At 71.0% G+C, this 23708-nt stretch carries 21 protein-coding genes; 11 read left to right on the top strand and 10 right to left on the bottom strand.

The genetic code is table 11. From position 1 onward, the window contains the following. Nucleotides 1-183 precede the first annotated feature (183 nt). A complete protein-coding gene (locus ACOKM3_RS19500) occupies nucleotides 184-1398 on the top strand; it encodes a glycosyltransferase family 4 protein (protein WP_426902108.1) in 1215 nt (404 codons plus the stop codon). 965 nt (nucleotides 1399-2363) lie between these two features. Here ACOKM3_RS19500 and ACOKM3_RS19505 read toward each other — a convergent pair. The 3 genes from ACOKM3_RS19505 to ACOKM3_RS19515 form a co-directional block, all read right to left on the bottom strand. Then, nucleotides 2364-3011 (bottom strand): CE1759 family FMN reductase, encoded by a 648-nt coding sequence (locus ACOKM3_RS19505; RefSeq protein ID WP_426902110.1) that lies wholly within the window; start codon nucleotides 3009-3011, stop codon nucleotides 2364-2366. Then, nucleotides 3008-4105, bottom strand: coding sequence for an LLM class flavin-dependent oxidoreductase (locus tag ACOKM3_RS19510; RefSeq protein WP_426906837.1), 1098 nt, complete (start codon nucleotides 4103-4105; stop codon nucleotides 3008-3010). The genes ACOKM3_RS19505 and ACOKM3_RS19510 overlap by 4 nt, the downstream gene beginning before the upstream one ends. A 97-nt stretch (nucleotides 4106-4202) precedes the next feature. Further along, entirely contained in the window at nucleotides 4203-4793 is a 591-nt protein-coding gene (locus ACOKM3_RS19515; protein ID WP_426902112.1) for a TIGR03086 family metal-binding protein, read from the bottom strand. A gap of 103 nt (nucleotides 4794-4896) precedes the next feature. On the opposite strand from ACOKM3_RS19515, the gene ACOKM3_RS19520 reads away from it, so the two are divergent. Then, nucleotides 4897-5745 (top strand): AraC family transcriptional regulator, encoded by an 849-nt coding sequence (locus tag ACOKM3_RS19520; RefSeq protein WP_426906838.1) that lies wholly within the window; start codon nucleotides 4897-4899, stop codon nucleotides 5743-5745. Here ACOKM3_RS19520 and ACOKM3_RS19525 read toward each other — a convergent pair. The 3 genes from ACOKM3_RS19525 to ACOKM3_RS19535 form a co-directional block, all read right to left on the bottom strand. Further along, nucleotides 5742-5903, bottom strand: a complete 162-nt coding sequence (locus ACOKM3_RS19525; protein ID WP_426902114.1) for a hypothetical protein — start codon at nucleotides 5901-5903, stop codon at nucleotides 5742-5744. The two genes, ACOKM3_RS19520 and ACOKM3_RS19525, sit on opposite strands and share 4 nt — an antisense overlap. Nucleotides 5904-5931: 28 nt before the next feature. After that, nucleotides 5932-6702 carry an SDR family NAD(P)-dependent oxidoreductase gene (locus ACOKM3_RS19530; protein WP_426902116.1) on the bottom strand — a complete coding sequence of 257 codons (771 nt, stop codon included), beginning with the start codon at nucleotides 6700-6702 and terminating at the stop codon, nucleotides 5932-5934. A gap of 67 nt (nucleotides 6703-6769) precedes the next feature. Continuing rightward, nucleotides 6770-7963, bottom strand: coding sequence for an RtcB family protein (locus tag ACOKM3_RS19535; protein ID WP_426902118.1), 1194 nt, complete (start codon nucleotides 7961-7963; stop codon nucleotides 6770-6772). Between the two features lie 202 nt (nucleotides 7964-8165). Between ACOKM3_RS19535 and ACOKM3_RS19540 the strand changes: the two genes are divergently transcribed. From ACOKM3_RS19540 to ACOKM3_RS19550, 3 genes are all read left to right on the top strand, one after another. After that, complete coding sequence (locus ACOKM3_RS19540; RefSeq protein WP_426902120.1) at nucleotides 8166-9005, top strand: DUF3558 domain-containing protein; 840 nt, start codon at nucleotides 8166-8168, stop codon at nucleotides 9003-9005. A 149-nt stretch (nucleotides 9006-9154) separates the two neighbouring features. Then, nucleotides 9155-9985: a DUF3558 domain-containing protein gene (locus tag ACOKM3_RS19545; RefSeq protein ID WP_426902122.1), complete on the top strand. Its 831-nt coding sequence runs from the start codon at nucleotides 9155-9157 to the stop codon at nucleotides 9983-9985. A gap of 170 nt (nucleotides 9986-10155) precedes the next feature. Continuing rightward, nucleotides 10156-11475 carry a DUF2637 domain-containing protein gene (locus ACOKM3_RS19550; RefSeq protein ID WP_426902124.1) on the top strand — a complete coding sequence of 440 codons (1320 nt, stop codon included), beginning with the start codon at nucleotides 10156-10158 and terminating at the stop codon, nucleotides 11473-11475. 63 nt (nucleotides 11476-11538) lie between these two features. On the opposite strand, the gene lysS is transcribed toward ACOKM3_RS19550, so the two are convergent. Continuing rightward, a complete protein-coding gene (gene lysS, locus ACOKM3_RS19555) occupies nucleotides 11539-13356 on the bottom strand; it encodes a lysine--tRNA ligase (RefSeq protein ID WP_426902126.1) in 1818 nt (605 codons plus the stop codon). A 163-nt stretch (nucleotides 13357-13519) separates the two neighbouring features. On the opposite strand from lysS, the gene argS reads away from it, so the two are divergent. The 3 genes from argS to ACOKM3_RS19570 all read left to right on the top strand — a co-directional run bounded on the left by argS (nucleotide 13520) and on the right by ACOKM3_RS19570 (nucleotide 16408). Beyond that, on the top strand, nucleotides 13520-15280 hold the full coding sequence (gene argS / locus ACOKM3_RS19560) for an arginine--tRNA ligase (RefSeq protein ID WP_426902128.1): 1761 nt from the start codon (nucleotides 13520-13522) through the stop codon (nucleotides 15278-15280). Nucleotides 15281-15333: 53 nt separating this feature from the next. Continuing rightward, the gene (locus tag ACOKM3_RS19565; protein ID WP_426902129.1) at nucleotides 15334-15960 is read left to right on the top strand and encodes a nucleoside/nucleotide kinase family protein; all 627 of its coding nucleotides are present in this window, start codon (nucleotides 15334-15336) and stop codon (nucleotides 15958-15960) included. A gap of 82 nt (nucleotides 15961-16042) precedes the next feature. After that, nucleotides 16043-16408: a PH domain-containing protein gene (locus tag ACOKM3_RS19570; RefSeq protein WP_326021061.1), complete on the top strand. Its 366-nt coding sequence runs from the start codon at nucleotides 16043-16045 to the stop codon at nucleotides 16406-16408. A gap of 41 nt (nucleotides 16409-16449) precedes the next feature. Here the strand turns inward: ACOKM3_RS19570 and ACOKM3_RS19575 are convergent, their stop codons facing one another. Further along, on the bottom strand, nucleotides 16450-18018 hold the full coding sequence (locus tag ACOKM3_RS19575) for a FadD3 family acyl-CoA ligase (RefSeq protein ID WP_426902131.1): 1569 nt from the start codon (nucleotides 18016-18018) through the stop codon (nucleotides 16450-16452). Between the two features lie 108 nt (nucleotides 18019-18126). Between ACOKM3_RS19575 and ACOKM3_RS19580 the strand changes: the two genes are divergently transcribed. The 3 genes from ACOKM3_RS19580 (at nucleotide 18127) to ACOKM3_RS19590 (ending at nucleotide 20598) form a co-directional block, all read left to right on the top strand. Next, on the top strand, nucleotides 18127-19278 hold the full coding sequence (locus ACOKM3_RS19580; RefSeq protein ID WP_426902133.1) for a lipid-transfer protein: 1152 nt from the start codon (nucleotides 18127-18129) through the stop codon (nucleotides 19276-19278). An 88-nt stretch (nucleotides 19279-19366) separates the two neighbouring features. Beyond that, entirely contained in the window at nucleotides 19367-19825 is a 459-nt protein-coding gene (locus ACOKM3_RS19585; RefSeq protein WP_426902135.1) for a Zn-ribbon domain-containing OB-fold protein, read from the top strand. Then, nucleotides 19822-20598 carry an enoyl-CoA hydratase/isomerase family protein gene (locus ACOKM3_RS19590; RefSeq protein ID WP_426902137.1) on the top strand — a complete coding sequence of 259 codons (777 nt, stop codon included), beginning with the start codon at nucleotides 19822-19824 and terminating at the stop codon, nucleotides 20596-20598. The genes ACOKM3_RS19585 and ACOKM3_RS19590 overlap by 4 nt, the downstream gene beginning before the upstream one ends. Before the next feature lie 6 nt (nucleotides 20599-20604). Here ACOKM3_RS19590 and ACOKM3_RS19595 read toward each other — a convergent pair whose 3' ends face one another. Beyond that, nucleotides 20605-21096, bottom strand: a complete 492-nt coding sequence (locus ACOKM3_RS19595) for a hypothetical protein (RefSeq protein WP_426902139.1) — start codon at nucleotides 21094-21096, stop codon at nucleotides 20605-20607. A 95-nt stretch (nucleotides 21097-21191) separates the two neighbouring features. Then, nucleotides 21192-23585, bottom strand: coding sequence for an outer membrane protein assembly factor BamB family protein (locus ACOKM3_RS19600; protein WP_426902140.1), 2394 nt, complete (start codon nucleotides 23583-23585; stop codon nucleotides 21192-21194). Nucleotides 23586-23708 lie beyond the last annotated feature (123 nt).

The raw sequence follows: 23708 nt of genomic DNA on the forward strand, positions 1-23708 counted from the left end.
CCCGCCCGACAGAGTGCCACGCATCCTCCCCGGCGGGTGGCGCGCAGGCAGCACGGCGGGCGGCATGGTGGGCAGCACGGCGAACGCCGAGGCATTGGAGGATCGCCTGTTCGGTGGTCCGCCGAAGGGCTTCTTCCCCAGCTCTCACCCGCGGCGCGCCCCTTCCGGGGAAGGCATGGGCACATGAAGATCGCGTTCCTGCTGCACAACGTGTACGCCGTCGGCGGCACGGCGCGCACCACGCTCAACCTCGCCACCGCGCTCATCGAGCACGGCGACCACGAGGTGGAGATCGTGTCGCTCTCCCGGCACCGGGAGACCCCACGCTTCCCGGTCGACCCGCGGATCACTCTCGTACCGCTGGTGGACCTGCAGGACGGGGCGCCCGACACGCGCCACCCCGCGTACGGGGAACCGGCGCAGGTCTTCCCCGCCGCCGACAAACGCCACCAGCAGTACACGCTCCTGCACGACATGCGCGTACGCGCATACCTGGAGGAGCGCTGCGAGGCCGACGTCGTCATCGGGACGCGGCCCGGGCTCAATGTCTACCTCGCCGAGTGGGGGCCGAAGCGGGCGCTGCGGATCGCGCAGGAACACCTGCGGCACGACGCGCACAGCCGCAAACTGCTCAAGACCCTCGCCCGGCGCTACCGGGCGCTGGACGCGCTGGTCACGGTCACGGAGGAGGACGCGGAGGTGTACCGGGCCGCGATGCGGCTGCCCGGTGTGCGGATCCTGTGCGTGCCGAACATCGTGCCGCCGGCCGCCGTGCCGCCGTCGGACGGCAGTTCGAAGATCATCGCCGCGGCGGGACGGCTCGCCCGCGGCAAGCGCTACGACCTGCTCCTGGAGGCCTTCAGCGCGGTGTCGGCGAAGTATCCGGACTGGGAGCTGCGGATCTACGGCGGCGGCCGGCAGGAGCCGCGTCTGCGGGCCCTCGTGGACGAGCTCGGGCTGCGCGGCCGGGCCCGCCTCATGGGGACGGTGTCGCCGATCGAGCCGGAGTTCGCGCGGGCGTCGATCGTGGTGAGCGCCTCGGACGCGGAGTCCTTCGGGATGACGCTGGTCGAGGCGATGCGCTGCGGCGTTCCTGTTGTGTCCACGGACGCGCCGCTCGGCCCCGCCGAGATCATCACGGACGGGGTCGACGGGCGGCTGGTCCCCGTGGGGAACGCGAGTGCGCTCGCCGAGTCGGTCATGGACCTCATCGAGGACGAGCCGGCCCGCCGGAAGATGGGCGCGGCGGCACTCGCCTCGGCGCACCGCTACGACCCGGAGCCGATCGCGGCCCGCTACGAGTCCCTCTTCGCCGACCTCCACGCCTCCCGCCACCGACGGTCCTGGCAGAAGCTCCGCGCACGGGCGGGTGGCCGGGTCCGCCGCGTGGTGCGGTGACGGGGCGCTGGTCGGCGGGCCGCTTGGCGCGGTGCGGCGCCCGGCGTGGCGTCCGGGGCGGTGCGGTGCGCGGCGCGGTGCAGCGCCCGGCGCGGTGCGGCGCCCGGCGTGGCACGGCAGACGGGCTTTGCGCCGCGACGTCGCCCTCCGCCCCGGCCCACGCCGGGTCTCGTCCCGAAGCGGAGTCGATCCCGGCGCGCCGCCCGGGCCCACGCCACGGGGCTCCGCCCCGGACCCCGCTGCTCAATCGCCGCAGGGGCTTGATTTGCCCGCCCCGCCCCGACGACGCCGAAGGGGCCGACGAGGTCGCCCCGCCCATCTCCCACCCACCCGCCCCCTCCGGGGGCGTCGGCCTGACGGGGCGACGCCTCGGCCTCGGGCGAGCGACCGCCAAGACGGCTGCCACCCATTGCGGTCAGCCGCAATCGCCATGGGTGAGCTACGGCAAGGACGACTCCCCACCCCTGACGGCCAACGCCGCCCCCGCCTTGGGCAATCTGCCGCCTGGGGCGGCAGGGTGGGCAAGGCGGCACCCCGGTGCCGCGCGCCCCTCACGACAGGCGCCGACCCCGGCACAGCGACCGGGCCCCGGACGGGCCAAAGCCCCCGGAGGGGGCGAGTGGGAGGGAGATGACCGGGCACCGGCGCAGCCGGTCAGGGCTGGAGCTGCGCGCCGATCGTGGGGGCGTCGACCCCGGCATGGCTCCAGAACCCGGCACCGCGAGCCGAACGCAGGAGCGCCCACCCCGGCACAGAGACCGGGCCCCGGACAGGCCCAAGCCCCCGGAGGGGGCGGGCGGGTGGGAGATGACCGGGCACCGGCCCAGCCGGCGAGAGGCCAGTACCGCGCGACCAGGACGGCAGGCGCCGCCCCCGGCAACGGCCCCGGCCCCCGGTGCCGCGTAACCGGAACGGTGGGCACCAACCCCGGTACGGAACCGGCCCGCCCCACCAGAACCGCGGCGTCAGCCGACCCGCAGCGCGGCGAGGCGTTCCGCGAAGGGGACCACCTCGAAGCCGTCCTCCGGGTCCACGGACGTGATCGCGCCGTGCAGTGAGCGAGGGGCGATCGCCGACGCCGTGTCCACGTCGGGGGCCTGCGCGGAAGGCGTCATGAACCGCGCCAACTCCCCGCCCGCACGGGCGATACGAGCCGCGAGGCCCTCCTCGCCCCAGTCCTCCGACGCCGCGTACACGGCGGTCGGCAGCACGACGGCCCGGAGGTACGTGAAGAGCGGGCGCAGCGCGTGCTCGGTGACCAGCGAGTGGCGGGCCGTGCCGCCCGTCGCCCCCACAAGCACCGGCTTCCCCGTCAGCGCATCCTTGTCGATCAGGTCGAAGAACGATTTGAACAGGCCGCTGTATGAAGCGGAGAAGACCGGGGTGACCGCGATCAACCCGTCCGCCGCCGCCACCGCGTCGAGCGCGGCGGCCAACCGGGCCGGCGGGAACCCGGTGACGAAGTGCTGGGCGATCTCCGTGGCGTAGTCACGCAGTTCGAGCACCTCGACCTCCGCGTCCACCCGCTCCGTGGTCGCGGCGGCCAGCCGATCGGCCAGCAGCCGCGTGGACGACGGAGCGCTCAGCCCCGCCGACACGACGACGAGCTTCACTTCGAACTCCCCTCAGCAGAAGCCGACTTGGCGGCGACACGCGCCTCGTGCGTGGGCGCATCCGGCACGTTCGCCGGCCGCTTGTTCGCGAACTCCTTGCGCAGCACCGGCACGACCTCCTCGCCCAGCAGATCGAGCTGCTCCAGGACCGTCTTCAGCGGCAGCCCCGCGTGGTCCATCAGGAACAGCTGGCGCTGGTAATCACCGACGTAGTCCCGGAACGACAGCGTCCGCTCGATGACCTCCTGCGGCGAACCGACCGTCAGCGGCGTCTGCGACGTGAACTCCTCCAGCGACGGACCGTGCCCGTACACCGGCGCGTTGTCGAAGTACGGACGGAACTCCCGTACCGCGTCCTGCGAGTTGCGCCGCATGAACACCTGGCCACCGAGGCCGACGATCGCCTGCTCCGGCGTGCCGTGCCCGTAGTGGGCGTAGCGCTGCCGGTACAGGTTCACCATCTGCTTGGTGTGGGAGGCCGGCCAGAAGATGTGGTTGTGGAAGAAGCCGTCGCCGTAGTACGCGGCCTGCTCGGCGATCTCCGGCGAGCGGATGGAGCCGTGCCACACGAAGGGCGCGACACCGTCCATCGGACGCGGCGTCGACGTGAACGACTGGAGCGGCGTACGGAACTTGCCCTTCCAGGTCACGACGTCCTCGTCCCACAGGCGGCGCAGCAGCGCGTAGTTCTCGATGGCGAGGTCGATGCCGTCCCGGATGTCCTTGCCGAACCACGGGTAGACCGGCCCGGTGTTGCCGCGGCCCATCATCAGGTCGACCCGGCCGTCCGCGACGTGCTGCAGCATCGCGAAGTCCTCGGCGATCTTCACCGGATCGTTCGTGGTGATCAGCGTCGTCGACGTGGACAGGATCAGGTTCTCGGTGCGGGCCGCGATGTGGCCGAGCATCGTCGTCGGCGAGGACGGGACGAACGGCGGGTTGTGGTGCTCACCGGTCGCGAAGACGTCGAGGCCGACCTCCTCCGCCTTCTGCGCGATGGCGAGCATCGCCTTGATGCGCTCGTGCTCGCTCGGCGCGCGTCCGGTCGTCGGGTCCACGGTGACGTCACCGACGGTGAAGACCCCGAACTGCATGCTGCTCACCTTGCTCACCTTCCGCAGGTTGTTGACGCTTCAACTATACCTCCGGAACGGTGCGCGGCCGCGCGCTATTCCCCGCCGCGGCCCCCGCCTACTCCCCGTACGGATCCCGGCCCGTGGCCGCCAGCAGCCGAGCGAGCGGATCCGCGTCCGCGCCCACCGGCACCGCCGCCCCGAACGCCCCCATCTCCCGGCCCGTCGGCGCGAGCCGCTCCACCACCCCCGCGAGCTCCGCCACCACCGCGGGATCGGCCCCGTACTCCTGGCCGGTCGCCCGCGCCAGATCCCACGCGTGCGCGGTCAGATCCAGCAGCGCCATCCCGCCCACGGTCCGCGCCGGCATGTTCAGCGCCCCCGTCGTCCCCTCCTCCGCGCCGGGCGTGGACCAGGCCTCGACCAGCGCCTCCGCCTCACGCGCGAACCGCTCCCGCCAGCCGGTCTCCGCCACGTAGTCCGGCGGCGAGGAGAAGTCGGAGTCCTGCTTCACCGCGAGCTTCTGGAACTCGACGACCACGTGGAAAAGGTGATTGGCCAGGGCCCGCACGTCGTAGTCCGCGCACGGCGTGGGAGCGTCGAGGGCCTTGTCCTCGATCCCGGCGACGACCGGGACGGCACGGGAGGCGGCCGCGGCGAGCAGCGCACCCAGGGGCTTGGTGTGCATCTGCTTCTCGTTCGTGTCCATGCCTCGACGCTACGAGCGCGGGCCCCGCCCCGCTTGAAGAAACACGACGCCACGAAAACGCACTGTCAGTGCCGCGCTCTACGCTCTCCCCATGTCACAGGACATGCCGCAGAACCGCCCCGACACCCGCGGGATCGTCGCCCCGACCGCGCTGCTCACGCGCGTGCGGCTGCGGCACCACCAGCCCGCCGAGCCGCTGCGCCGGCACGTCGAGCACTACTGGTTCATCGACTGGGACCTGCCCGAGCCCTACGTCTCGAACGTGCTGCCCCACCCGTCCGTGCACCTCACCTTCCAGCAGGACGACGCCGACCAACCGCCGTACGGGGAGCTGACCGGCGTCGCCGCGCCCGGGCTCTACACGCGCAAGATCCATGGGCGGGGAAGGGTGTGCGGGGTGAAGTTCCGGCCGGGGGCGTTCCGACCGTTCGCGCCGGACGCGCCGGTCTCGGAGTGGACGGGCCGCGTCCTGCCGTACGAGGAGGTCTTCCCGGCCACGGACCCGGCGGCCATCCTCTCCCCCACGGACACCACGGACACCACGGACACCACGGACACCACGGACTCCACCGACGACGCGGGCCGGATCGCCGCCCTCGACGCGTACCTGCTGCCGCTCGCCCCCACCGCACCCGACCCGCAGGCCGAGCTCGCGATCGGCCTGGTCGACCGCATAAGAGCCGACCGCGGGGTCCGCCGCGTGGCCGACTTCGCGCGCGCCGAGGGCATGACGGTGCGGTCGCTCCAGCGCCTCTTCCACGCGTACGTCGGCGTCAGCCCCAAGTGGTGCATCCTGCGCTACCGCATCCACGAGGCCGTGGAGACGGCCGCGGCCCGCCGCGACATCGACTGGGCCGCCCTCGCCGCCGACCTCGGCTACGCGGACCAGGCCCACCTCGTCCGGGACTTCACGTCGACGGTGGGAGTACCACCCACGGCATACGCGGGCTAGTTGGCGTGCTTGATCGCGTAAATCATGACAAACGCGACGATATGAATCCCGAACAGGAAGTACCCCAGGTACCACCACATGTACCGCTCGCCGCGCTTCTCCTCCGCGCGACGCCGCTCGTCGTACTCCCGCTGAAGCACGTCCAACGGATCGGGCACCCCCGCCTGCTCAGAGCCAGAGCCAGGGCTATGACTGCTCACGATGCACCTTCGTGTTGGACGCCTGAGCCCGCGGCCGCACCACCAGCAGGTCGATGTTCACGTGCGACGGCCGGGTCACGGCCCAGCCGATCGTGTCGGCGACATCGTCCGCGCTCAGCGGCTCGGCCACGCCCTGGTACACCTTCGCGGCCTTCTCCTCGTCCCCGCCGAACCGGGTCAGCGCGAACTCGTCGGTCTTCACCATCCCCGGCGCGACCTCGATGACCCGCACCGGAGTCCCGACGATCTCCAGCCGCAGCGTCTCCGCGAGCACATGCTCCCCGTGCTTGGCGGCGACGTACCCGCCCCCACCCTCATACGTCCCATGCCCCGCAGTCGACGACAGCACCACCACGGTCCCATCCCCACTCGCGGTGAGGGCGGGCAGCAGCGCCTGCGTGACATTGAGCGTGCCGATGACGTTCGTCTCGTACATCTGCCGCCACTGATCCGGGTCCCCGGTGGCAACGGGATCGGCACCGAGGGCACCCCCGGCGTTGTTCACGAGCACGCCGATGGTCTTGAACGCCGAAGCGAACTCGTCAACGGCAGCCCGATCGGTCACGTCCAACGCATACGCGACGGCATCGTGCCCGGCAGCCGTGATCTCCTTCGCGACCGCGTCGATCCGGTCCTGCCGACGAGCCGTGAGCACCACGCGATACCCCTCGGCCGCCAGCCGCCGAGCAGTGGCAGCACCAATGCCACTGCTCGCGCCCGTGACGACGGCAATACGGGATGCGGGGGCGGGAGCCATGGTCTTGCCCTACCTTTCGGCGACGATCCACTGAATCGCAGCCCAGGGTACGCGCGGCCCCGGCGGGTCAGCCCTTCACACAGACGACCTGCTTGAGCTTGGCCACGACCTCCACGAGGTCGCGCTGCTGATCGATGACCTGCTCGATCGGCTTGTACGCGCCTGGGATCTCGTCCACGACGCCGGAGTCCTTGCGGCACTCCACGCCCCGCGTCTGCTCCTCCAGGTCACGCGTCGAGAAGCGCTTCTTCGCGGCGTTGCGGCTCATCTTCCGACCCGCGCCGTGCGACGCGGAGTTGAAGGACGCCGCGTTGCCGAGGCCCTTCACGATGTACGAGCCCGTCCCCATGGAACCGGGGATGATCCCGTACTCGCCGGAGCCGGCACGGATCGCACCCTTGCGGGTGACCAGCAGGTCGACACCCTCGTACCGCTCCTCGCTCACGTAATTGTGGTGAGCACTGATCTCCGGCTCGAACGTCGGCTTCGCCTTCTTGAACTCCTTGCGGATCACGTCCTTGAAGAGCGCCATCATGATCGTGCGGTTGTACTTGGCGTACTCCTGCGCCCAGAACAGGTCGTTGCGGTAGGCCGCCATCTGCGGAGTCTCCGCGATGAACACGGCGAGGTCGCGGTCGACCAGGTTCTGGTTGTGCGACAGGCTCTGCGCCACGCCGATGTGATGGTCCGCCAGTTCCTTGCCGATGTTGCGGGAACCGGAGTGCAGCATGAGCCAGACCGAATCGGACATATCAACACAAAGTTCGACAAAGTGGTTGCCCGACCCGAGCGTTCCCATCTGCTTCACGGCCCGCCCCTCCCGGAACTTCACCACGTCGGCGACCCCGCCGAACCGCCCCCAGAAGTCGTCCCACCCACCCGTGGCGAACCCGTGCAGTCGCCCCGGGTCCACCGGCTCGTCATGCATGCCGCGGCCCACCGGAATCGCCTGCTCGATCTTTGAGCGGAGGCGGGAGAGGTCGCCGGGGAGGTCGTTCGCTGTCAGGGACGTCTTCACCGCGCTCATGCCGCAGCCGATGTCGACGCCGACCGCCGCCGGGCAGACCGCGCCCTGCATCGCGATCACCGAGCCGACCGTGGCGCCCTTTCCGTAGTGGACGTCGGGCATGACGGCCAGGCCTTTGATCCAGGGGAGCGTTGCCACGTTCTGGAGCTGCCGCATCGCGACGTCCTCAACCGTGGCCGGGTCGGTCCACATGCGGATCGGGACCTTGGCGCCCGGAACCTCTACGTATGACATGAAATCCCCCGGAAATCGGAACAGTTGGTCAACTTCGAGTTGAAGCAGCGGAAATGGATGTAGCGCAAATACCGGCGCCAGCGCGGCAAATCGGATGCCGGACCGGCGTTCACGGCAGCCGGTGCGATACACATAGTGCCCATTGGCCGCCCCGCCGCGGCAACCGATTAACCAGGCGCAAGGCGCCGAGAGGAGCCTCAGGGTGCAGCGGAAGTCGTACGCGTTCGTACCGGGTGTCGCCGTGCTCCTTGCGGCTGTGCTCGCCGGCTGCACCAGTGGTTCCGACGGCGACGGCAGTGCCGACGACTCGAAGCCGGGTGAGCCGACCGCGACCGCGTCGACCGCGGAGCCGGGCCGGTACCGGACGCTGCCCGAGCCGTGCAGCCAGCCCGACCAGGACACGCTGGACGAGATGCTGCCCGGCATCCGGAAGCTCCCGGACGCGGAGCAGCGGGAGAAGGCGTACGAGGGTGTGGCCACGGTCACGTACGACACGGATCGCCGGGTCGGGTGCCGGTGGAAGGACGATTCGGCCCGGGACGGCACGCATCGTCTGAGCCTCGACTTCGAGCGTGTGGTGTCGTACGACACCGCGGTGAGCGATGACGACCGCGCGGGGTCCGTGTTCGCGTCGAAGGTGGATGCGGCCCATCTGCCTGAGCCGGTGGCGTCGGAGGCCTCCTCGGAGGCGTCGGCGTCGGCCTCGGCGTCCGCGTCCTCCTCCCCCTCGGACGAGCCGTCCAGCGACGCCTCCGACTCCCCGAGTTCCTCCGACAGCGGGTCGCCCTCCGGGACACCGGTTGATCTTCAGCCGCGGCTGCTCGACGACCTCGGCGACGAGGCGTTCGTCGACGACGTGCTGGCGGGTCCCACGACCGGTCGGCACCGCACGGTGACTGTGGCGTTCCGCACGTCGAATGTGTTGGTGACCGTCCGGTACGAGGTGCAGTCGGCGACCGCCGCGAAGGTGCCGGACAGCAAGGAAATGCAGGACACAGCCCGGAATCTGGCCGGGAACCTGGTCGGCAAGTTCGGCGATTAGGGGCATTCGGGCACAGCCCGATGGCATGGTGAAGGCGAGACGTGTGCGTCGGCCACGGCGTACGGTGACCCATCGGACCCCACTCGTGAAGGTCGAATGGTCATCACGTGTCGGGGCCGTGGCCCTGTCAGCGTCCTAGTGAAGGAACCATGCACCGTCCGACCAAGCGACTCACCCGCACCCTTGTCTGCGCGGCCGCCGTGCCTGCGGTTCTCGTCGTAGCCGGCTGCTCGTCCGGTTCCGGTTCCGACAGCGCGAAGGACGACTCGCAGGCGAAGGCCTCGGCCTCGACCTCGGGCGCCAAGGCGAAGAAGGTCGCGCCCGCGACGTACAAGGAGCTGCCGCAGGCGTGCTCGGCGTTCTCGAAGGACACGCTGGGCGATCTGGTGCCGAAGGCCGAGAGCAAGGCCGGCGCGTCCGACGACGAGTCGACGCGTGCGAGCTGCTCCTGGTCCAGCCTGGAGAACAACGGCGTGAAGGGCTCGCAGTTCCGCTGGCTCAACGTGTCGTTGGTCCGTTTCGACTCGGATGTGAACCGGGGCAGCGGCGACAAGCTGGCCGGTAGTTACTACGCGAAGCAGATCGAGGACGCCAAGGCGACCAAGGGCGCGAAGGACGTCAAGACGACTCCGGTGTCCAAGACGGGCGACGTGGCGACGCAGATCAGCTACGACCGGAAGTACAAGGACAAGAAGGACACCGTCACGTCCAAGCAGCAGACGATCGTGTCGCGCGTGGACAACGTCGTGGTGACGGTCGACTACAACGGTTCGGGTCTGGCCGGCGAGGAGGCCCCCGCCGCGGGTTCGCTGGCGAAGGACGCGCAGAAGGCGGCGAAGGAGGCGGTGGCCAAGGTCATCGAGTCCGCCAAGGGTGGTGACGCCGGTGGTTCGGCGAAGCCGTCGGCCCCCGCCAAGGACTCGAAGGACTCGAAGGACTCCGAGAAGTCCAAGGACTCGGAGAAGTCCGAGAAGTCCTAGGAGTCCGAGAAGGGCGCGTGATCGCGGCCCGCTGACCTCCTGGTCGGCCTTGTGACGGAAGCCCGGTTCCCCCTTGGGGAGCCGGGCTTCCGCGTGTACCGGCCCGCGCCCGTGCGCACGCATGTGCCAGTCTGTTGGCCGCAACAGCCGGAACTTGGAGGGGAAGTGGAGTGGCCGCGCCACTGAAGCTGACACGGACGCACCGGATACTCGTGGGGGTGGTCATCGCCGGGGCGGTGGTCATCGCCGCCATCGGTTTCGCCGGTTCGTACGCCGCTGTGCGGGAGTTGGCCCTGCAAAAGGGCTTCGGGAACTTCTCGTACGTCTTCCCGATCGGTATCGACGCCGGTATCTGTGTGCTCCTCGCACTGGATCTGCTGCTGACGTGGATCCGGATTCCGTTCCCGTTGCTGCGTCAGACGGCGTGGCTGCTGACTGCGGCGACGATCGCCTTCAACGGCGCGGCGGCCTGGCCCGATCCGCTGGGCACCGGGATGCACGCGGTGATCCCGGTGCTGTTCGTGGTGGCCGTGGAGGCGGCGCGGCACGCGATCGGGCGGATCGCGGACATCACCGCGGACAAGCACATGGAGGGCGTGCGCATCACGCGCTGGCTGCTGTCTCCGTTGCCGACGTTTTTGCTGTGGCGGCGGATGAAGCTGTGGGAGCTGCGTTCGTACGACGAGGTCATCAAGTTGGAGCAGGAGCGGCTGGTCTATCAGGCGCGGTTGCGTTCGCGGTTCGGGCGGGCGTGGCGGCGGAAGGCTCCGGTGGAGTCGCTGATGCCGTTGCGGCTTGCGCGGTACGGGGTGCCGTTGGCGCGGACCGCGCCGGAGGGCCTTGCCGCGGCGGGTATCGAGCCGCAGTTGCTGCCGCCGGCGCCCGCTCTCCTGGAGGCGGCTCCCGCGCCGGTGGCCCCGCAGGCCCAGCAACGGCCACAGCCACGACCGCAGGCGCAGTCACAGCCGCTCGCCGAGGACGGCAACTACGTTCCGCCCGCGTTCAAGGCCGAGCTGCACAAGGAGTACCGCGGCGGCTATCGGCCCGACCTCGGGTCCGACTACGAGTCGGACGTCGAGCAGGATTTCGCGCCGCCGGCGTACGCCCCCGAGCCGGAGCACGAGGGCCGGTACGAGCAGGTGCGACGGCCGCAGGCCCCCGCCCAGGTCCCCGCTCCCCGCGCTCCGGAACCGGAACCGGCTTTCCAGGAGCCCGAGTTCGAGGAGCCCGAGTTCCCGGTGCCCAATGGGGCGGGTGGGACGCGGCCGCTCGGTGACGGTGCGCCGGAGCTCGTCGATCAGCCGACGGACGACGAGCTGTACCAGGTGTTCCGCGGCTCGATAGAGGGCGAGGGGCTGCCGACGCCGAAGGCGTTCGCGGCGAACGTGGAGGCGCAGTACGGGGAGCGGCTGACGGCGGAGGACGTGCAGCGGTACATGAACCAGTTCGCGGTCCGCTTCGAGCAGGACATGATGAGCGACTACGCGTAGGTACGGGCACGAGTGAGGGGCGGCACCGGATCGGATCCGGTGCCGCCCCTCAGCCGTATCTGGTTACGCCCCGAGCAGCTTGCGCACGCGGTCCGCGCCGACGGCGAGGAGCAGCGTGGGCAGTCGCGGCCCGGTGTCACGGCCGACGAGCAGGTGGTAGAGCAGCGCGAAGAACGAGCGCTGGGCGACCTTGATCTCGGCGGGGAGTTCCTTGGCGGTGGCGTCGGCGGGGAAGCCGGCCTGGACCTTCGGAACGCCGTACACGTGGTGGGTCAGGCCGTCGAGCGACCAGTGCGAGTCCAGGCCCTCCAGGAGGAGGCGGATGGATTCGCGGGCCTGCTCGTCGAGCGCGGCGAGCGCCTCGGTGTCGGGCTCGGTGCGCACGATGGTGCGGGACTCGGCGGGTACGTACTTGGTGATCCAGGCCTCGGCCTTGTCGAGCCGGGGGCGGACGGTGTCCAGGTCCGTGACCGGGTTCTCCGGGTCGAGCTCGGAGAGGATCCGCTGGGTCTGCTCCTCGTCCCCGGCGGTGACGTCGGCGACGGAGGCGAGCGTGCGGTACGGCAGCGGGCGCGGGGTGCGGGGCAGTTCGCGTCCGGCGACGCCGATGGCGCGGCTGTGCGCGGCGGCGTCGGCGGGCAGCACGGTGCCGTCGGCGACCTTCGCGTTCAGCTTGTCCCACTCGTCGTAGAGCCGCTGGATCTCCTGGTCGAAGGCGATCTTGAACGACTGGTTGGGCCTGCGGCGGGCGTAGAGCCAGCGCAGCAGCTGCGGCTCCATGATCTCGAGCGCGTCGCCGGGGGTGGGGACCCCGCCCTTGCTCGACGACATCTTGGCCATGCCGGAGATGCCGACGAAGGCGTACATCGGGCCGATGGGCTGCTTGCCGCCGAAGATGCCGACGATCTGGCCGCCGACCTGGAACGACGAGCCGGGCGAGGAGTGGTCGACGCCGGACGGCTCGAAGATGACGCCCTCGTAGGCCCAGCGCATCGGCCAGTCGACCTTCCAGACCAGCTTGCCGCGGTTGAACTCCGACAGCAGGACGGTCTCGGTGAAGCCGTCGAGGGTGCAGGTGTAGGACAGCTCCGTCGTCTCGTCGTCGTACGAGGTGACGGTGGTGAGGTCCTTGCCGCACTGGCCGCAGAACGGCTTGTACGGGTAGTAGCCGCCCGCGCCGCCGCTGCCGTCGTCCTCGGACGCGGCGCCGGAGCCCTCGGCGGCCTCCAGTTCGGCCTCGTCGACCGGCTTCTGGTTCTTCTGCTGCTTCTTCGGGTCCTTCTTGGTGCGGTACTGGTCGAGGATCGCGTCGATGTCGGCGCGGTGCTTCATCGCGTGCAGGATCTGCTCGCGGTACGTACCGGCCTGGTACTGCTCGGTCTGGCTGATGCCGTCGAACTCGACGCCGAGGTCGGCGAGGGCCTGGACCATGGCGGCCTTGAAGTGCTCCGCCCAGTTCGGGTACTCCGATCCGGCGGGGGCCGGGACGGAGGTGAGCGGCTTGCCGATGTGCTCGGCCCAGGACTCGTCGACGCCGGGGACGCCGGCCGGGACCTTGCGGTAGCGGTCGAAGTCGTCCCATGAGATGAGGTGCCTGACCTCGTACCCGCGGCGGCGGACCTCGTCGGCGACCAGGTGCGGGGTCATGACCTCGCGGAGGTTGCCGAGGTGGATCGGGCCGGACGGGGACAGGCCGGAGGCGACGACGACCGGTTTGCCCGGGGCACGCCGCTCGGACTCGGCGATGACATCGTCCGCGTAACGGGAGACCCAGTCGGCGTTCTCGGTGTTGGCCTGGGGTTCCGCTCCGGTGCTCTGGGCCACGGTCGGCTCGTCCTTCTCTCCGTGATCGGGGTGTGCGCGTACGTCGCGCGCTGCCATTGTCCCAGCTACCCGGTCTCTGGGAAAAACGCGTTGTTCAGCGGGGCTCGGCAGGGGTGGCGGGCAGGGCGGTGAGCACGTCGAAAAACCGCTTTGCGGCCCCGTGGGATACTGGCCGTGACTGTTTTCAACCCAGCCCCGACCAGAACGGCAGCCCTTACCCATGGCCCCGGTCCCGTCCATCACCGCTTCCGTCAACGCACGCCTCGCCGACGCCCTGACTTCCGCCCTGCCGGAGGCCGGCGGCGCGGACCCGCTGCTGCGACGTAGCGACCGGGCCGACTACCAGGCCAACGGGATCCTGGCGCTCGCCAAGAAGGCGAAGGCGAACCCGCGGGAGCTGGCCACGCAGGTCGTCGAGAAGATCACGAACGGCGAGCTGATCGCCGACGTCGAGGTCTCGGGCCCGGGCTTCCTGAACGTGACGGTCACCGACAAGGCGATCACCGACACGCTCGCGGCGCGCGCCGCCGACACGGACCGGCTCGGCGTGCCGACGAAGGCCGAGCCGGGCGTCACGGTGATCGACTACGCGCAGCCGAACGTGGCGAAGGAGATGCACGTCGGCCACCTGCGCTCCGCGGTGATCGGTGACGCGCTGCGCGGCATGCTCGACTTCACGGGTGAGCGGACGATCGGCCGGCACCACATCGGTGACTGGGGCACGCAGTTCGGCATGCTGATCCAGTACGTGATCGAGCACCCGGACGAGCTGCCGAAGGCCGGTGCGGACGCCGACGGCGAGCAGGCCATGTCGACGCTGAACCGGATCTACAAGGCCTCGCGCGCGGTCTTCGACGCGGACGAGGACTTCAAGGAGCGGGCCCGTAAGCGGGTCGTGGCGCTCCAGTCCGGCGACAAGGAGACGCTCGACCTGTGGCAGCGGTTCGTCGACGAGTCGAAGGTCTACTTCTACTCGGTCTTCGAGAAGCTCGACATGGAGATCCGCGACGACGAGATCGTCGGTGAGTCGGCGTACAACGACGGCATGCCGGAGACGGCCCGCCTCCTTGAGGAGTCGGGTGTCGCGGTTCGCTCGGAGGGCGCGCTCGTCGTGTTCTTCGACGACATCAAGGGCAAGGACGACCAGCCGGTCCCGCTGATCGTGCAGAAGGCGGACGGCGGCTTCGGCTACGCGGCCTCCGACCTGACGGCGATCCGCAACCGCGTCCAGGACCTGGACGCGACGTCGCTCCTCTACGTCGTGGACGTACGCCAGTCGCTGCACTTCAAGATGGTCTTCGAGACGGCGCGGCGCGCGGGCTGGCTGTCCGACGAGGTGAGCGCGCACAACATGGCGTACGGCACGGTGCTCGGCGCGGACGGCAAGCCGTTCAAGACGCGTGCGGGTGAGACGGTGCGCCTGGAGGACCTGCTCGACGAGGCGGTGCAGCGTGCCGCCGAGGTCGTCCGGGAGAAGGCGCGGGACCTCACCGAGGAGGAGATCCAGGAGCGGGCCGCGCAGGTCGGTATCGGCGCGGTGAAGTACGCGGACCTGTCGACGTCGCCGAGCCGCGACTACAAGTTCGACCTGGACCAGATGGTGTCGCTGAACGGCGACACGTCCGTGTACCTCCAGTACGCGTACGCCCGTATCCAGTCGATCCTGCGCAAGGCGGGAGACACGAAGCCGGCCGCGCACGCGGAGCTCGAACTCGCCCCGGCGGAGCGGGCGTTGGGCCTGCACCTGGACGCGTTCGGTGACACGGTCTTCGAGGCGGCGGCCGAGTACGCGCCGCACAAGCTGGCCGCGTACCTGTACCAGCTGGCGTCGTTGTACACGTCGTTCTACGACAAGTGCCCGGTCCTGAAGGCGGATTCGACGGAGCAGGTCGCCAACCGCCTGTTCCTGTGCGACCTGACGGCGCGGACACTGCACCGGGGCATGGCACTGCTCGGCATCCGCACGCCCGAGAAGCTCTGACCGCACTTGTACGTGCGCCGCGGCGTGGGCCGACGGTCTGGCAGGCTCTGACCATGTCGTACGTCGATGGACCAGCCGCCCGCGCACGCGCCCTGGCGGCCTCGGGTCCGCGCCGCCTCCTCGGCATCGCGGGCCCGCCCGGCGCGGGCAAGTCCACGCTCGCCGAGGCCCTGGTGGACGCGCTCGACGGCGCGGCGGTGCTGGTTCCCATGGACGGCTTCCACCTCGCCGACAGGGAGCTTGCGCGCCTCGGCCGCGCGGACCGCAAGGGTGCACCCGACACCTTCGACGCGTACGGATACGCGGCGCTTCTCGCCCGGCTGCGGACACCGCACCCCGACGAGACGGTGTACGCGCCTTGTTTTGAGCGGGAGTTGGAGGAGCCGGTGGCGGGCGCGCTGCCCGTCCCGCCGGACGTTCCGCTGGTCGTCACCGAGGGGAACTACCTGCTCCTCGACGAGCCGCCGTGGTCGACGGCCGTCCGTCCGCTGCTCGACGAGGTGTGGTGGGTCGACGTCGACGACGCGGTGCGCGTGGAGCGGCTGATCGCCCGCCATGTCGAGTTCGGCAAGTCCCCGGACCGCGCCCGCGCGTGGGTGCTCCGCTCGGACGAGGCGAACGCGCGCCGGGTGGCGTCCGGCCGTGACCGGGCCGACGTGATCGTGGACGTACCCGGCTGAGCCCGCCCCGCACGGGAACCCTCGCGTGGACGCGCCCGTTCTCCGGAGGACCACGCAGTACGACGACGGAACGGGGATCTCCATGGCACTGTTCGGCAACGCTCATCCGATCGACCCGGCCAAGGCCGCGCAGGACTACGGGCGGCTGCTCGGCCAGGGCGAGCAGATATACGGCGCCTACCAGTTGATACGCGACGCGATCCTGCTCACCGACCGGCGCATGATCCTCATCGACAAGCAGGGGATGACGGGCAAGAAGGTCGAGTACCACTCGGTGCCGTACCGCAGCATCTCCCACTTCGCCGTGGAGACGGCCGGTCACTTCGACCTGGACGCCGAACTCAAGATCTGGATATCGGGGAACTCGGTGCCGATCGAGAAGACCTTCACCAAGGGCGTCGACATCTACGAGGTGCAGGCGATCCTGACGCAGTTCGTCGCTCGCTGACGTAACCGGCCGAGCCCGAGCGCATGTGCCCGGCCGGGCTCTCACCGGCGCAGCTTTCCCTTCACCACCTTGCCGCTCGCGTTGCGCGGCAGCTCCGGCACGAAGGCGACCTCGCGCGGCACCTTGTAGTTCGCCATCTCGCGGCGTGACCAGGCGATGAGGTCGTCCTCGGTGAGGACGCCTCCCGCCCTGCGCACCACGTACGCCTTGCCGACCTCGCCGAGGCGGCCGTCGGGGACGCCGACGACCGCGACGTCGGCGACGGCCGGGTGGAGGCCGATGAGCTGCTCTATCTCGGCCGGGTAGGCGTTGAAGCCGCCCACGATGAACATGTCCTTGATGCGGTCGGTGATCCGGAGATTGCCGGCCGCGTCCATGACCCCGACGTCCCCGGTCCGCAGCCAGCCGTCCGGCGTGATCGTCTGGGCCGTGGCGGCGGGGTCCTCGAAGTACTCGCGCATGACGTTGAAGCCGCGCACCAGGACCTCGCCGGGCTCACCGGGGGCGGACGAGTCGACCCGGACCTCCGTGCCCGGTATCGCCCGCCCCGACGTCTCGGCGATCACCTCCGCCGGGTCGCCGCGGCGGCACATCGTGGCGATGCCGCTGGACTCGGAGAGCCCGTACGCGGTGAGGACCGTGGCCACGTGCAGCTCGCCGCGCAGCCGTTCCACGAGCCGCAGCGGGACCACCGCCGCGCCCGTCACGACGAGCCGCAGCGCCGACAGGTCGTGGGAGTCGCGTGCGGGGTGATCGAGGAGGGACTGGTGGAGGGTGGGCGGGCCCGGCAGGACCGAGATGCGCTCGGACGCGATGTTGGCGAGGGCCGTGTCCACGTTGAAGACCGGCTGCGGCACCATCGTCGCGCCTCGCATCAGGCAGGCGAGTACCCCCGCCTTGTAGCCGAAGGTGTGGAAGAAGGGGTTCACGATCAGATAGCGGTCGCCCTCGCGCAGGCCCGCGAGGTCCGCCCAGATCTCGTAGCCGCGCAGCGTCTGGGCGTGGGTGATGACGGCGCCCTTGGGGCGTCCCGTCGTGCCGGACGTGAAGATGATGTCCGAGGCGGCGGAGGCGTCCACGGCGGCGGAGCGTTCGCGGACCTCGGCGGCCGTGACCTTGTCGCCGGCGGCCAGGAACTCCTTCCAGGTCCGGTAGCCGGGCGCCTCCGGTGCGCCGTCGCCGAACACCACCACCTGTTCCAGGGCGGGCAGTTCGGCCCCCGCCTCCTGCGCGCGGCGCAGCGACGCCACGTAGGACGTGCCGAGGAAGGTGCCCGTGACGAACAGCAGCCGGGCCCGGGAGCGGCCCAGGATGTCGGCGGCCTCGCCGCCCTTGAAGCGGGTGTTGAGCGGTACGAGGACGGCTCCCGCGCTCACCGCGCCGAGCGCGGAGACGATCCAGTCCAGCGTGTTCGGCGCCCAGACCGCGACCCGGTCCCCCGCCTCGACACCCGCCGCCATGCACGCCGCCGCGGCCCGCTCGACGCGCTCGCCGAGTTCCGCGTAGGAGATCCGGGTACGCCCCTCGACCACGGCCTCGCGCTCGCCGTACCGTTCGGCGGCGTCCCGTACCAGCTCCGGGACCGTTCCCCACTCGCCATCCGTACACATCGAACGACCTCCCACAACGCCGTAGCTGACTATCCGTCAGATTAGCTGTAGCCTGACGCGCTGTCAGCACAGCGGACCAGGCGGCAGACGGAACAAGTGGGGGTGCCCATGGCGGGACTCAAGGACGCGACGGCCATCGTCGGTATCGGACAGACGGCCTTCGCGAAGCAACTCCCGGAATCCGAGAAGACGTTGGCGTGCCGGGCGATCATCGACGCGCTCGACGACGCGGGGATATCCCCGTCCGAGGTCGACGCCTTCGCCTCTTACACGATGGAGGAGACGGACGAGGTCGAGGTGGCCAAGGCCATCGGGGCCGGGGACGTCACCTTCTTCTCCAAGGTCGGCTTCGGGGGCGGCGGTTCGTGCGCGACCGTCGCCCACCTGGTCGCGGCGATCGCCACGGGACAGGCGAGCGTCGGCATCGCGTGGCGCTCCCGGAAGCGGGGCTCGGGACCGCGCCCCTGGAAGAACACGGCCGTCCAACTCCCCACGCCCGCCCAGTGGACACGTCCCTTCGGGCTGCTCCGCCCGGCCGACGAGATCGGCATGCTGGCCCGCCGCTACATGCACGAGTACGGCGCGACGCGGGACCACCTGTTCAACGTCGCGCTCGCCTGCCGCAACCGGGCCAACCAGAACCCGGCCGCGATGATGTACGAGCGGCCCATGACCCGCGACATGTATATGACCTCGCGGTGGATCAGCGAGCCGCTCTGTCTCTTCGACAACTGCCTGGAGACGGACGGCGCGTTGGCGTGCGTGATCGTGTCGGCCGAGCGCGCCCGCGACTGCCGGCAGAAGCCGGTCTACGTGCACTCGGCGGCGCAGGGCCTGCCCGCGCAGCACCACGGCATGGTCAACTACTGGAACGACGACCCGCTGACCGGGCCCGCGTGGACGGCGGCCCGCCACCTGTGGAAGAACGCGGACGTCACCCCCGAGGACGTCGACGTCGCGCAGATCTACGACGCGTTCACCCCGCTCATCCCGCTCTCCCTGGAGGGGTACGGGTTCTGCGGGCGCGGCGAGGGCGCGGCGTTCACCGAGGGCGGCGCCCTGGAGATCGGCGGACGGCTCCCCATCAACACGGGCGGCGGCGGCCTCTCGGAGGCGTACGTCCATGGCTTCAACCTCATCAACGAGGGCGTGAAGCAGTTGCGGGGCGTCAGCACGGCGCAGGTCCCCGACGCGGAAACCTGCCTGGTGACGGCGGGTGAGGGCGTCCCCACGTCCGCGTTGTTGCTGCGTACTGGGTGACCCACTCCAGCCCCGCACTTGGACGAGAGCCAGCGGGGTCCGGGGCAGAGCCCCGGGCCGCAACCCCTCTTGAGCGAAGGACGACCTCATGGCGGAAGCGACGACCACCTCCCAACTCCTCACCCCCACCCTCGACGACGACGGCGCCCCCTTCTGGGACTACGCGGCCAGCGGCGAGCTACGGATACAGGCCTGCGCGGATGCGGACTGCGGGGAACTCCGCTTCCCGCCCCGGCCCTGCTGCCCGCACTGCCAGTCCTTCGACAGCGAGTGGCGCAGGATGAGCGGCCGCGGCCGCATCTGGTCCTACGTCATCCCCCACCCGCCGCTGCTTCCCGCCTACGCCGCCCAGGCCCCGTACAACGCGATCGTCGTCGAACTGGCCGAGGCGCCCCGGATCCGCCTCGTCGGCAATCTGGTCTCCGCCCCGGACGCCCCGCTCAACTCCGTCGACCCGGACCGCATCAAGATCGGCGCACGGGTGCAGGTGGCGTTCACGGAGGTCGACGGGGTGACGGTGCCGCGCTGGGTGCTGGAGCGCTCATGACCGTACGCACGGAGATCGACAAGGGCACGGGCGTCGCCACCGTCACCCTCGACCGCCCGCGCCGCCACAACGCCCTGGACCAGGCCACGGTCGCCCAACTGGCGCAGACCTGGCGGGAGTTCCGCTTCGACGACACCGTGCGGGCGGTCGTCCTGACCGGTGCGGGTGACCGGGCGTTCTGCACGGGCATCGACCGCGGATGGGACGTGCCGCAGCCGGGCTCCCCGTACTCGGCGGACGATCCGCTCCCCACGGTCGGGCCGAAGGCCAACGACCTGTGGAAGCCGGTCGTCGCCGCGGTCAACGGGATGGCCTGCGGCGGGGCGTTCTACCTGATCGGCGAGTCGGAGTTCGTGGTCGCGGACGAGACGGCGACGTTCTTCGACCCGCACACCACGTACGGCATGGTCAACGCCTTCGAGTCGATCTACCTGGCGCAGCGGATGCCGCCGGGCGAGGTGGCCCGGCTCGCACTGATGGGTTCGGCGGAACGCATGTCGGCGCGGCGGGCGCACGAGGTGGGCCTGGTGTCCGAAGTCACCGAAGCGGGTGGGGCGTTGGCGGCGGCGACGCGGTGCGCCGCCACCATCGCCTCGTATCCGACGGAGGCCGTCCAGGGCACCGTGAAGGCGGTCTGGGCGGCCACCGCGGCCAATCGGGAGCGCGCCTTCGCCCTTGCCCCCGACCTGATCAAGCTGGGCAACCTGCCGCCGGAGCGGCAGGCCGAGCTCTTCAACTCCCGTACGCAGAGCGGGGAGTTCGGGGTGCGTTGAGGGCGGTCAGCCGAGCGCGCGGGCGTACGGGTCGATGCGGCAGCGGTCGACGTCGGCGGCGAGGGTCTCGCTGCCGACCGGCACCTGAACGGTCACCTTGCCCCGCGAGGCCACCTCGACCTCGTGGTGGCGGTCGGCCACCGTGTTGCCGCCCGCGCCGAGGAAGGCGCCGTGCACGTCGAACCGCACGCGCTTGCTGTTCGGGTTGGTGACCGTGACCAGGGCGTACGCCTGGTGTGCGTCGGCGCACTTGAGCAGCTTCACGGTGGCGTCCTGAAGGTTCCTCGTGGCGGAGGAGGACGGCGTCGTGGAGCGGTGCCGGGTGTGCCGGGTGTAGCTGCTGCCGCTGCCGCCCTTGGAGACGCGCGAGGAGGTCGAGTCGTGGCTCTGGGACGAGCTGCTGCACCCGCCCCCGCTGCTGCTGCTCCGGCTCTTGGAATGTCCGTGGCTGCGGCCGGTGGTGAACCCCGTGAGGGCCACCACCACCAGGGTCGCCACGGCTGTCAGTTTCAGTCCCCGTTTCATCACGCGGAGCACCTTATCGGGGCCGGGCGCCGCGCGGCAGGGCGCATCGGGGCGGAGCCCCGGGGCGGTCACTTGCTGGTTCCGGTTCCCTTCTCCGCGTCCAGCGCGTACACGCAGCGGTCCTTGCTGCACGCGTAGACGACGCCGTCCTTGACGACCGGTGTGCCCGTGATCTCGCCGCCCGTGGCGAGCTTCCAGCGCAGCCGGCCGTCGTCGGCCTTCAGCGTGTAGAGCAGGTGGTCCGTGGAGCCGAAGTGGATGCGCCCGTCCGCCACCACGGGCGCCCCGACGATCTCGCCGCCGGCCTGGAAGCGCCACTTCGGAGTGCCGGTCACGGCGTCCAGGGTGTAGAGCCCCTGGCCGCTGCCGACGTGGACGTGGCCCTGCGCGACGAGGACCGGGTCGACCGAAGAGGGCCGGGCCTCGGTCGCGATGCGCCAGCGGTCGCGGCCGTCGGTGGCGTCGAGCGCGTACACGGTGCCGAGGTGGTCGACGAGGTAGACGCCGCCGCCGGTGACCGCGGCGCCGGGGGCGAACGCGGGCGGGCTGAGGAACACGGCGGGCGCCTCGAAGTGCCAGCGGACGTGGCCCGAGGCGGCGTCGATGGCGAGGACCCGGGTGCCCGCTGCGACGTACACATGGCCGTCGGGCGCGGGCGTGAGGCGCATCGGGACGCCGCCGCAGGAGGCCGCGTCGCCGATCGGGTACGACCAGCGCTCGTTCCCCGTACGGGCGTCGAGGGCGCGGAGCCGCGCGTCCTGCCACACGTAGACCGTGCCGTCGTACATGACGGGTCCGGCCTCGGTGGCCTCGAAGTCGGTCTGGCAGCCGGTGATCTCCCACTGGAGGTCGCCGCTGACGGCCTCGCGGGCCTGGACGCCGCCGCCGCGGGTGGCGGTGACGACGGTGCCGCGGTCGGCCTGCAGCGCGTACACCCAGGCGTCGGTCTGGATCCGCCACAGGTCGCCGCCGTCGCGGGCGTCGAGCGCCCACAGGGTGGGGCCGTCGGAGGCGTGGATACAGCCGTCGGCGACGGCCATGGACCAGGCGACGTCGCGGGTCTTGAAGCGGCGCCGCCCGGTGGCCACGTCCAGGACGTGCACCTCGAACGACGTGACGTAGACCAGGTCGCCGGCGACCGCGGGCGTGCCCCACACATCGTTCGACATGCGGAACCGCCAGGGCCGCCAGGGCGCGCCCTCGGCGACGGAGGGCGCGGGCACGACCGGTTCGTGCGAGCCGTTCACGGCGGGCTTGGAGCGGGACCAGGAGCCGGCGAGGCCCGATTCGGCGGGCGGCGCCTTCACGGCGGCGGCCCGCGCGTCGGCGACCCGCGGTCCGGGTCCGATCGGCACCTGTGCCCCGGCCAGGTGCACGGGCCCGTCGGCCACGAGGCTCTGGCCCGCGGGCACGGGCGAGTGCCGCCAGCCGTCCGTGCCCACGGGCGGGGACGCGGGCGGCGCGGGCGGCTGCGAGGGCATGGCGGGGATCGGCGCCCCGTGCCCGTTCGGAGCGGCGTGCGCGCCCGGGCCCGGCGGCCGGGTCGCGGGGGCCTTGGGGGCGGGGCGGCCGCCGCGGCGCGACTCGATCAGCGCGACGGACCGCTCGGGCAGCCAGGCGGAGGCGGTGCCGCTGTCGTCGCTGCCCGCGCCGAACAGGTGCGGGGCGAGCTGGGCCTGGAGGTCGGCCGGGGAGGGCCGCTTGGCGGCGTCCATCTGCATGCACGCTTCGAGCAGCGGCCGCAGCTCCTCCGGGAGCCCTTCCAGGTCCGGGCCCTCGCGCAGCAGCATGAACACGGTCTCGACCGGGTTCGCGCCGTGGAACGGGGCGTGCCCGGTCGCCGCGAAGACGAGCGTCGAGCCGAGCGAGAAGACGTCCGACGCGCCCGTCACGCTGCGCGAGTCCTTCGCCTGCTCGGGCGACATGTACGCGGGCGTGCCCACCGCCACGTTCGTCATCGTCAGGCGCGTGTTCGAGACGCCGGAAGCGATGCCGAAGTCGATGACGCGCGGGCCGTCCTCGACGACCAGCACGTTCGACGGCTTGAGGTCGCGGTGCACCAGGCCCGCGCCGTGGATCGACTGAAGGGCCTCCGCCACACCGGCCGCGAGCCAGCGCACGGCCTGGGCGGGCAGCGGCCCGGTCTCGTTCACTATTTCTTCGAGGGAGGGCGCCGGTACGTACGCGGTGGCGAGCCAGGGCACGGCCGCGCGCGGGTCGGCGTCGACGACGGCGGCCGTGTAGAAGCCGGACACCGCCCGTGCCGCCTCGACCTCGCGCGTGAAACGGACCCGGAACAGCTGGTCCTCTGCGAGCTCCGTACGCACCGTCTTGATCGCCACGCGTCGGCCCGAAGCCGAGCGCGCCAGATAGACCAGGCCCATGCCGCCCGCGCCGAGCCGTCCCAGAACCTCGAACGGACCGATCCGCCTCGGATCGTGCTGCGTCAGCTGATCCATCACTTGCCTGCCACCTCCCCGTGCGGGCCACCGCACTCACGGCCCCCGTCAGCGTCTCACCACCGAAGCGCCACGGCGGCACGCACCCCGATTCTTCCTGTCTCGGCCCTCAGTTGCGAACCTCGG

Origin of the sequence: Streptomyces nidicola (genome assembly GCF_050106155.1) — a bacterium.
Taxonomy (GTDB): Bacteria; Actinomycetota; Actinomycetes; order Streptomycetales; family Streptomycetaceae; genus Streptomyces.

What these genes read in the sequence shown, in the direction of transcription:
- ACOKM3_RS19545 (WP_426902122.1), top strand. Translation starts at nt 9,155, where the DNA reads ATGCACCGTCCGACCAAGCGACTCACCCGCACCCTTGTCTGCGCGGCC.
- ACOKM3_RS19580 (WP_426902133.1), top strand. Translation starts at nt 18,127, where the DNA reads ATGGCGGGACTCAAGGACGCGACGGCCATCGTCGGTATCGGACAGACG.
- ACOKM3_RS19565 (WP_426902129.1), top strand. Translation starts at nt 15,334, where the DNA reads ATGTCGTACGTCGATGGACCAGCCGCCCGCGCACGCGCCCTGGCGGCC.
- ACOKM3_RS19570 (WP_326021061.1), top strand. Translation starts at nt 16,043, where the DNA reads ATGGCACTGTTCGGCAACGCTCATCCGATCGACCCGGCCAAGGCCGCG.
- lysS (WP_426902126.1), bottom strand. Translation starts at nt 13,356, where the DNA reads ATGGCAGCGCGCGACGTACGCGCACACCCCGATCACGGAGAGAAGGAC.
- ACOKM3_RS19510 (WP_426906837.1), bottom strand. Translation starts at nt 4,105, where the DNA reads ATGCAGTTCGGGGTCTTCACCGTCGGTGACGTCACCGTGGACCCGACG.
- ACOKM3_RS19535 (WP_426902118.1), bottom strand. Translation starts at nt 7,963, where the DNA reads ATGTCATACGTAGAGGTTCCGGGCGCCAAGGTCCCGATCCGCATGTGG.
- ACOKM3_RS19520 (WP_426906838.1), top strand. Translation starts at nt 4,897, where the DNA reads ATGCCGCAGAACCGCCCCGACACCCGCGGGATCGTCGCCCCGACCGCG.
- ACOKM3_RS19590 (WP_426902137.1), top strand. Translation starts at nt 19,822, where the DNA reads ATGACCGTACGCACGGAGATCGACAAGGGCACGGGCGTCGCCACCGTC.
- ACOKM3_RS19500 (WP_426902108.1), top strand. Translation starts at nt 184, where the DNA reads ATGAAGATCGCGTTCCTGCTGCACAACGTGTACGCCGTCGGCGGCACG.
- ACOKM3_RS19515 (WP_426902112.1), bottom strand. Translation starts at nt 4,793, where the DNA reads ATGGACACGAACGAGAAGCAGATGCACACCAAGCCCCTGGGTGCGCTG.
- argS (WP_426902128.1), top strand. Translation starts at nt 13,520, where the DNA reads ATGGCCCCGGTCCCGTCCATCACCGCTTCCGTCAACGCACGCCTCGCC.
- ACOKM3_RS19575 (WP_426902131.1), bottom strand. Translation starts at nt 18,018, where the DNA reads ATGTGTACGGATGGCGAGTGGGGAACGGTCCCGGAGCTGGTACGGGAC.
- ACOKM3_RS19585 (WP_426902135.1), top strand. Translation starts at nt 19,367, where the DNA reads ATGGCGGAAGCGACGACCACCTCCCAACTCCTCACCCCCACCCTCGAC.
- ACOKM3_RS19530 (WP_426902116.1), bottom strand. Translation starts at nt 6,702, where the DNA reads ATGGCTCCCGCCCCCGCATCCCGTATTGCCGTCGTCACGGGCGCGAGC.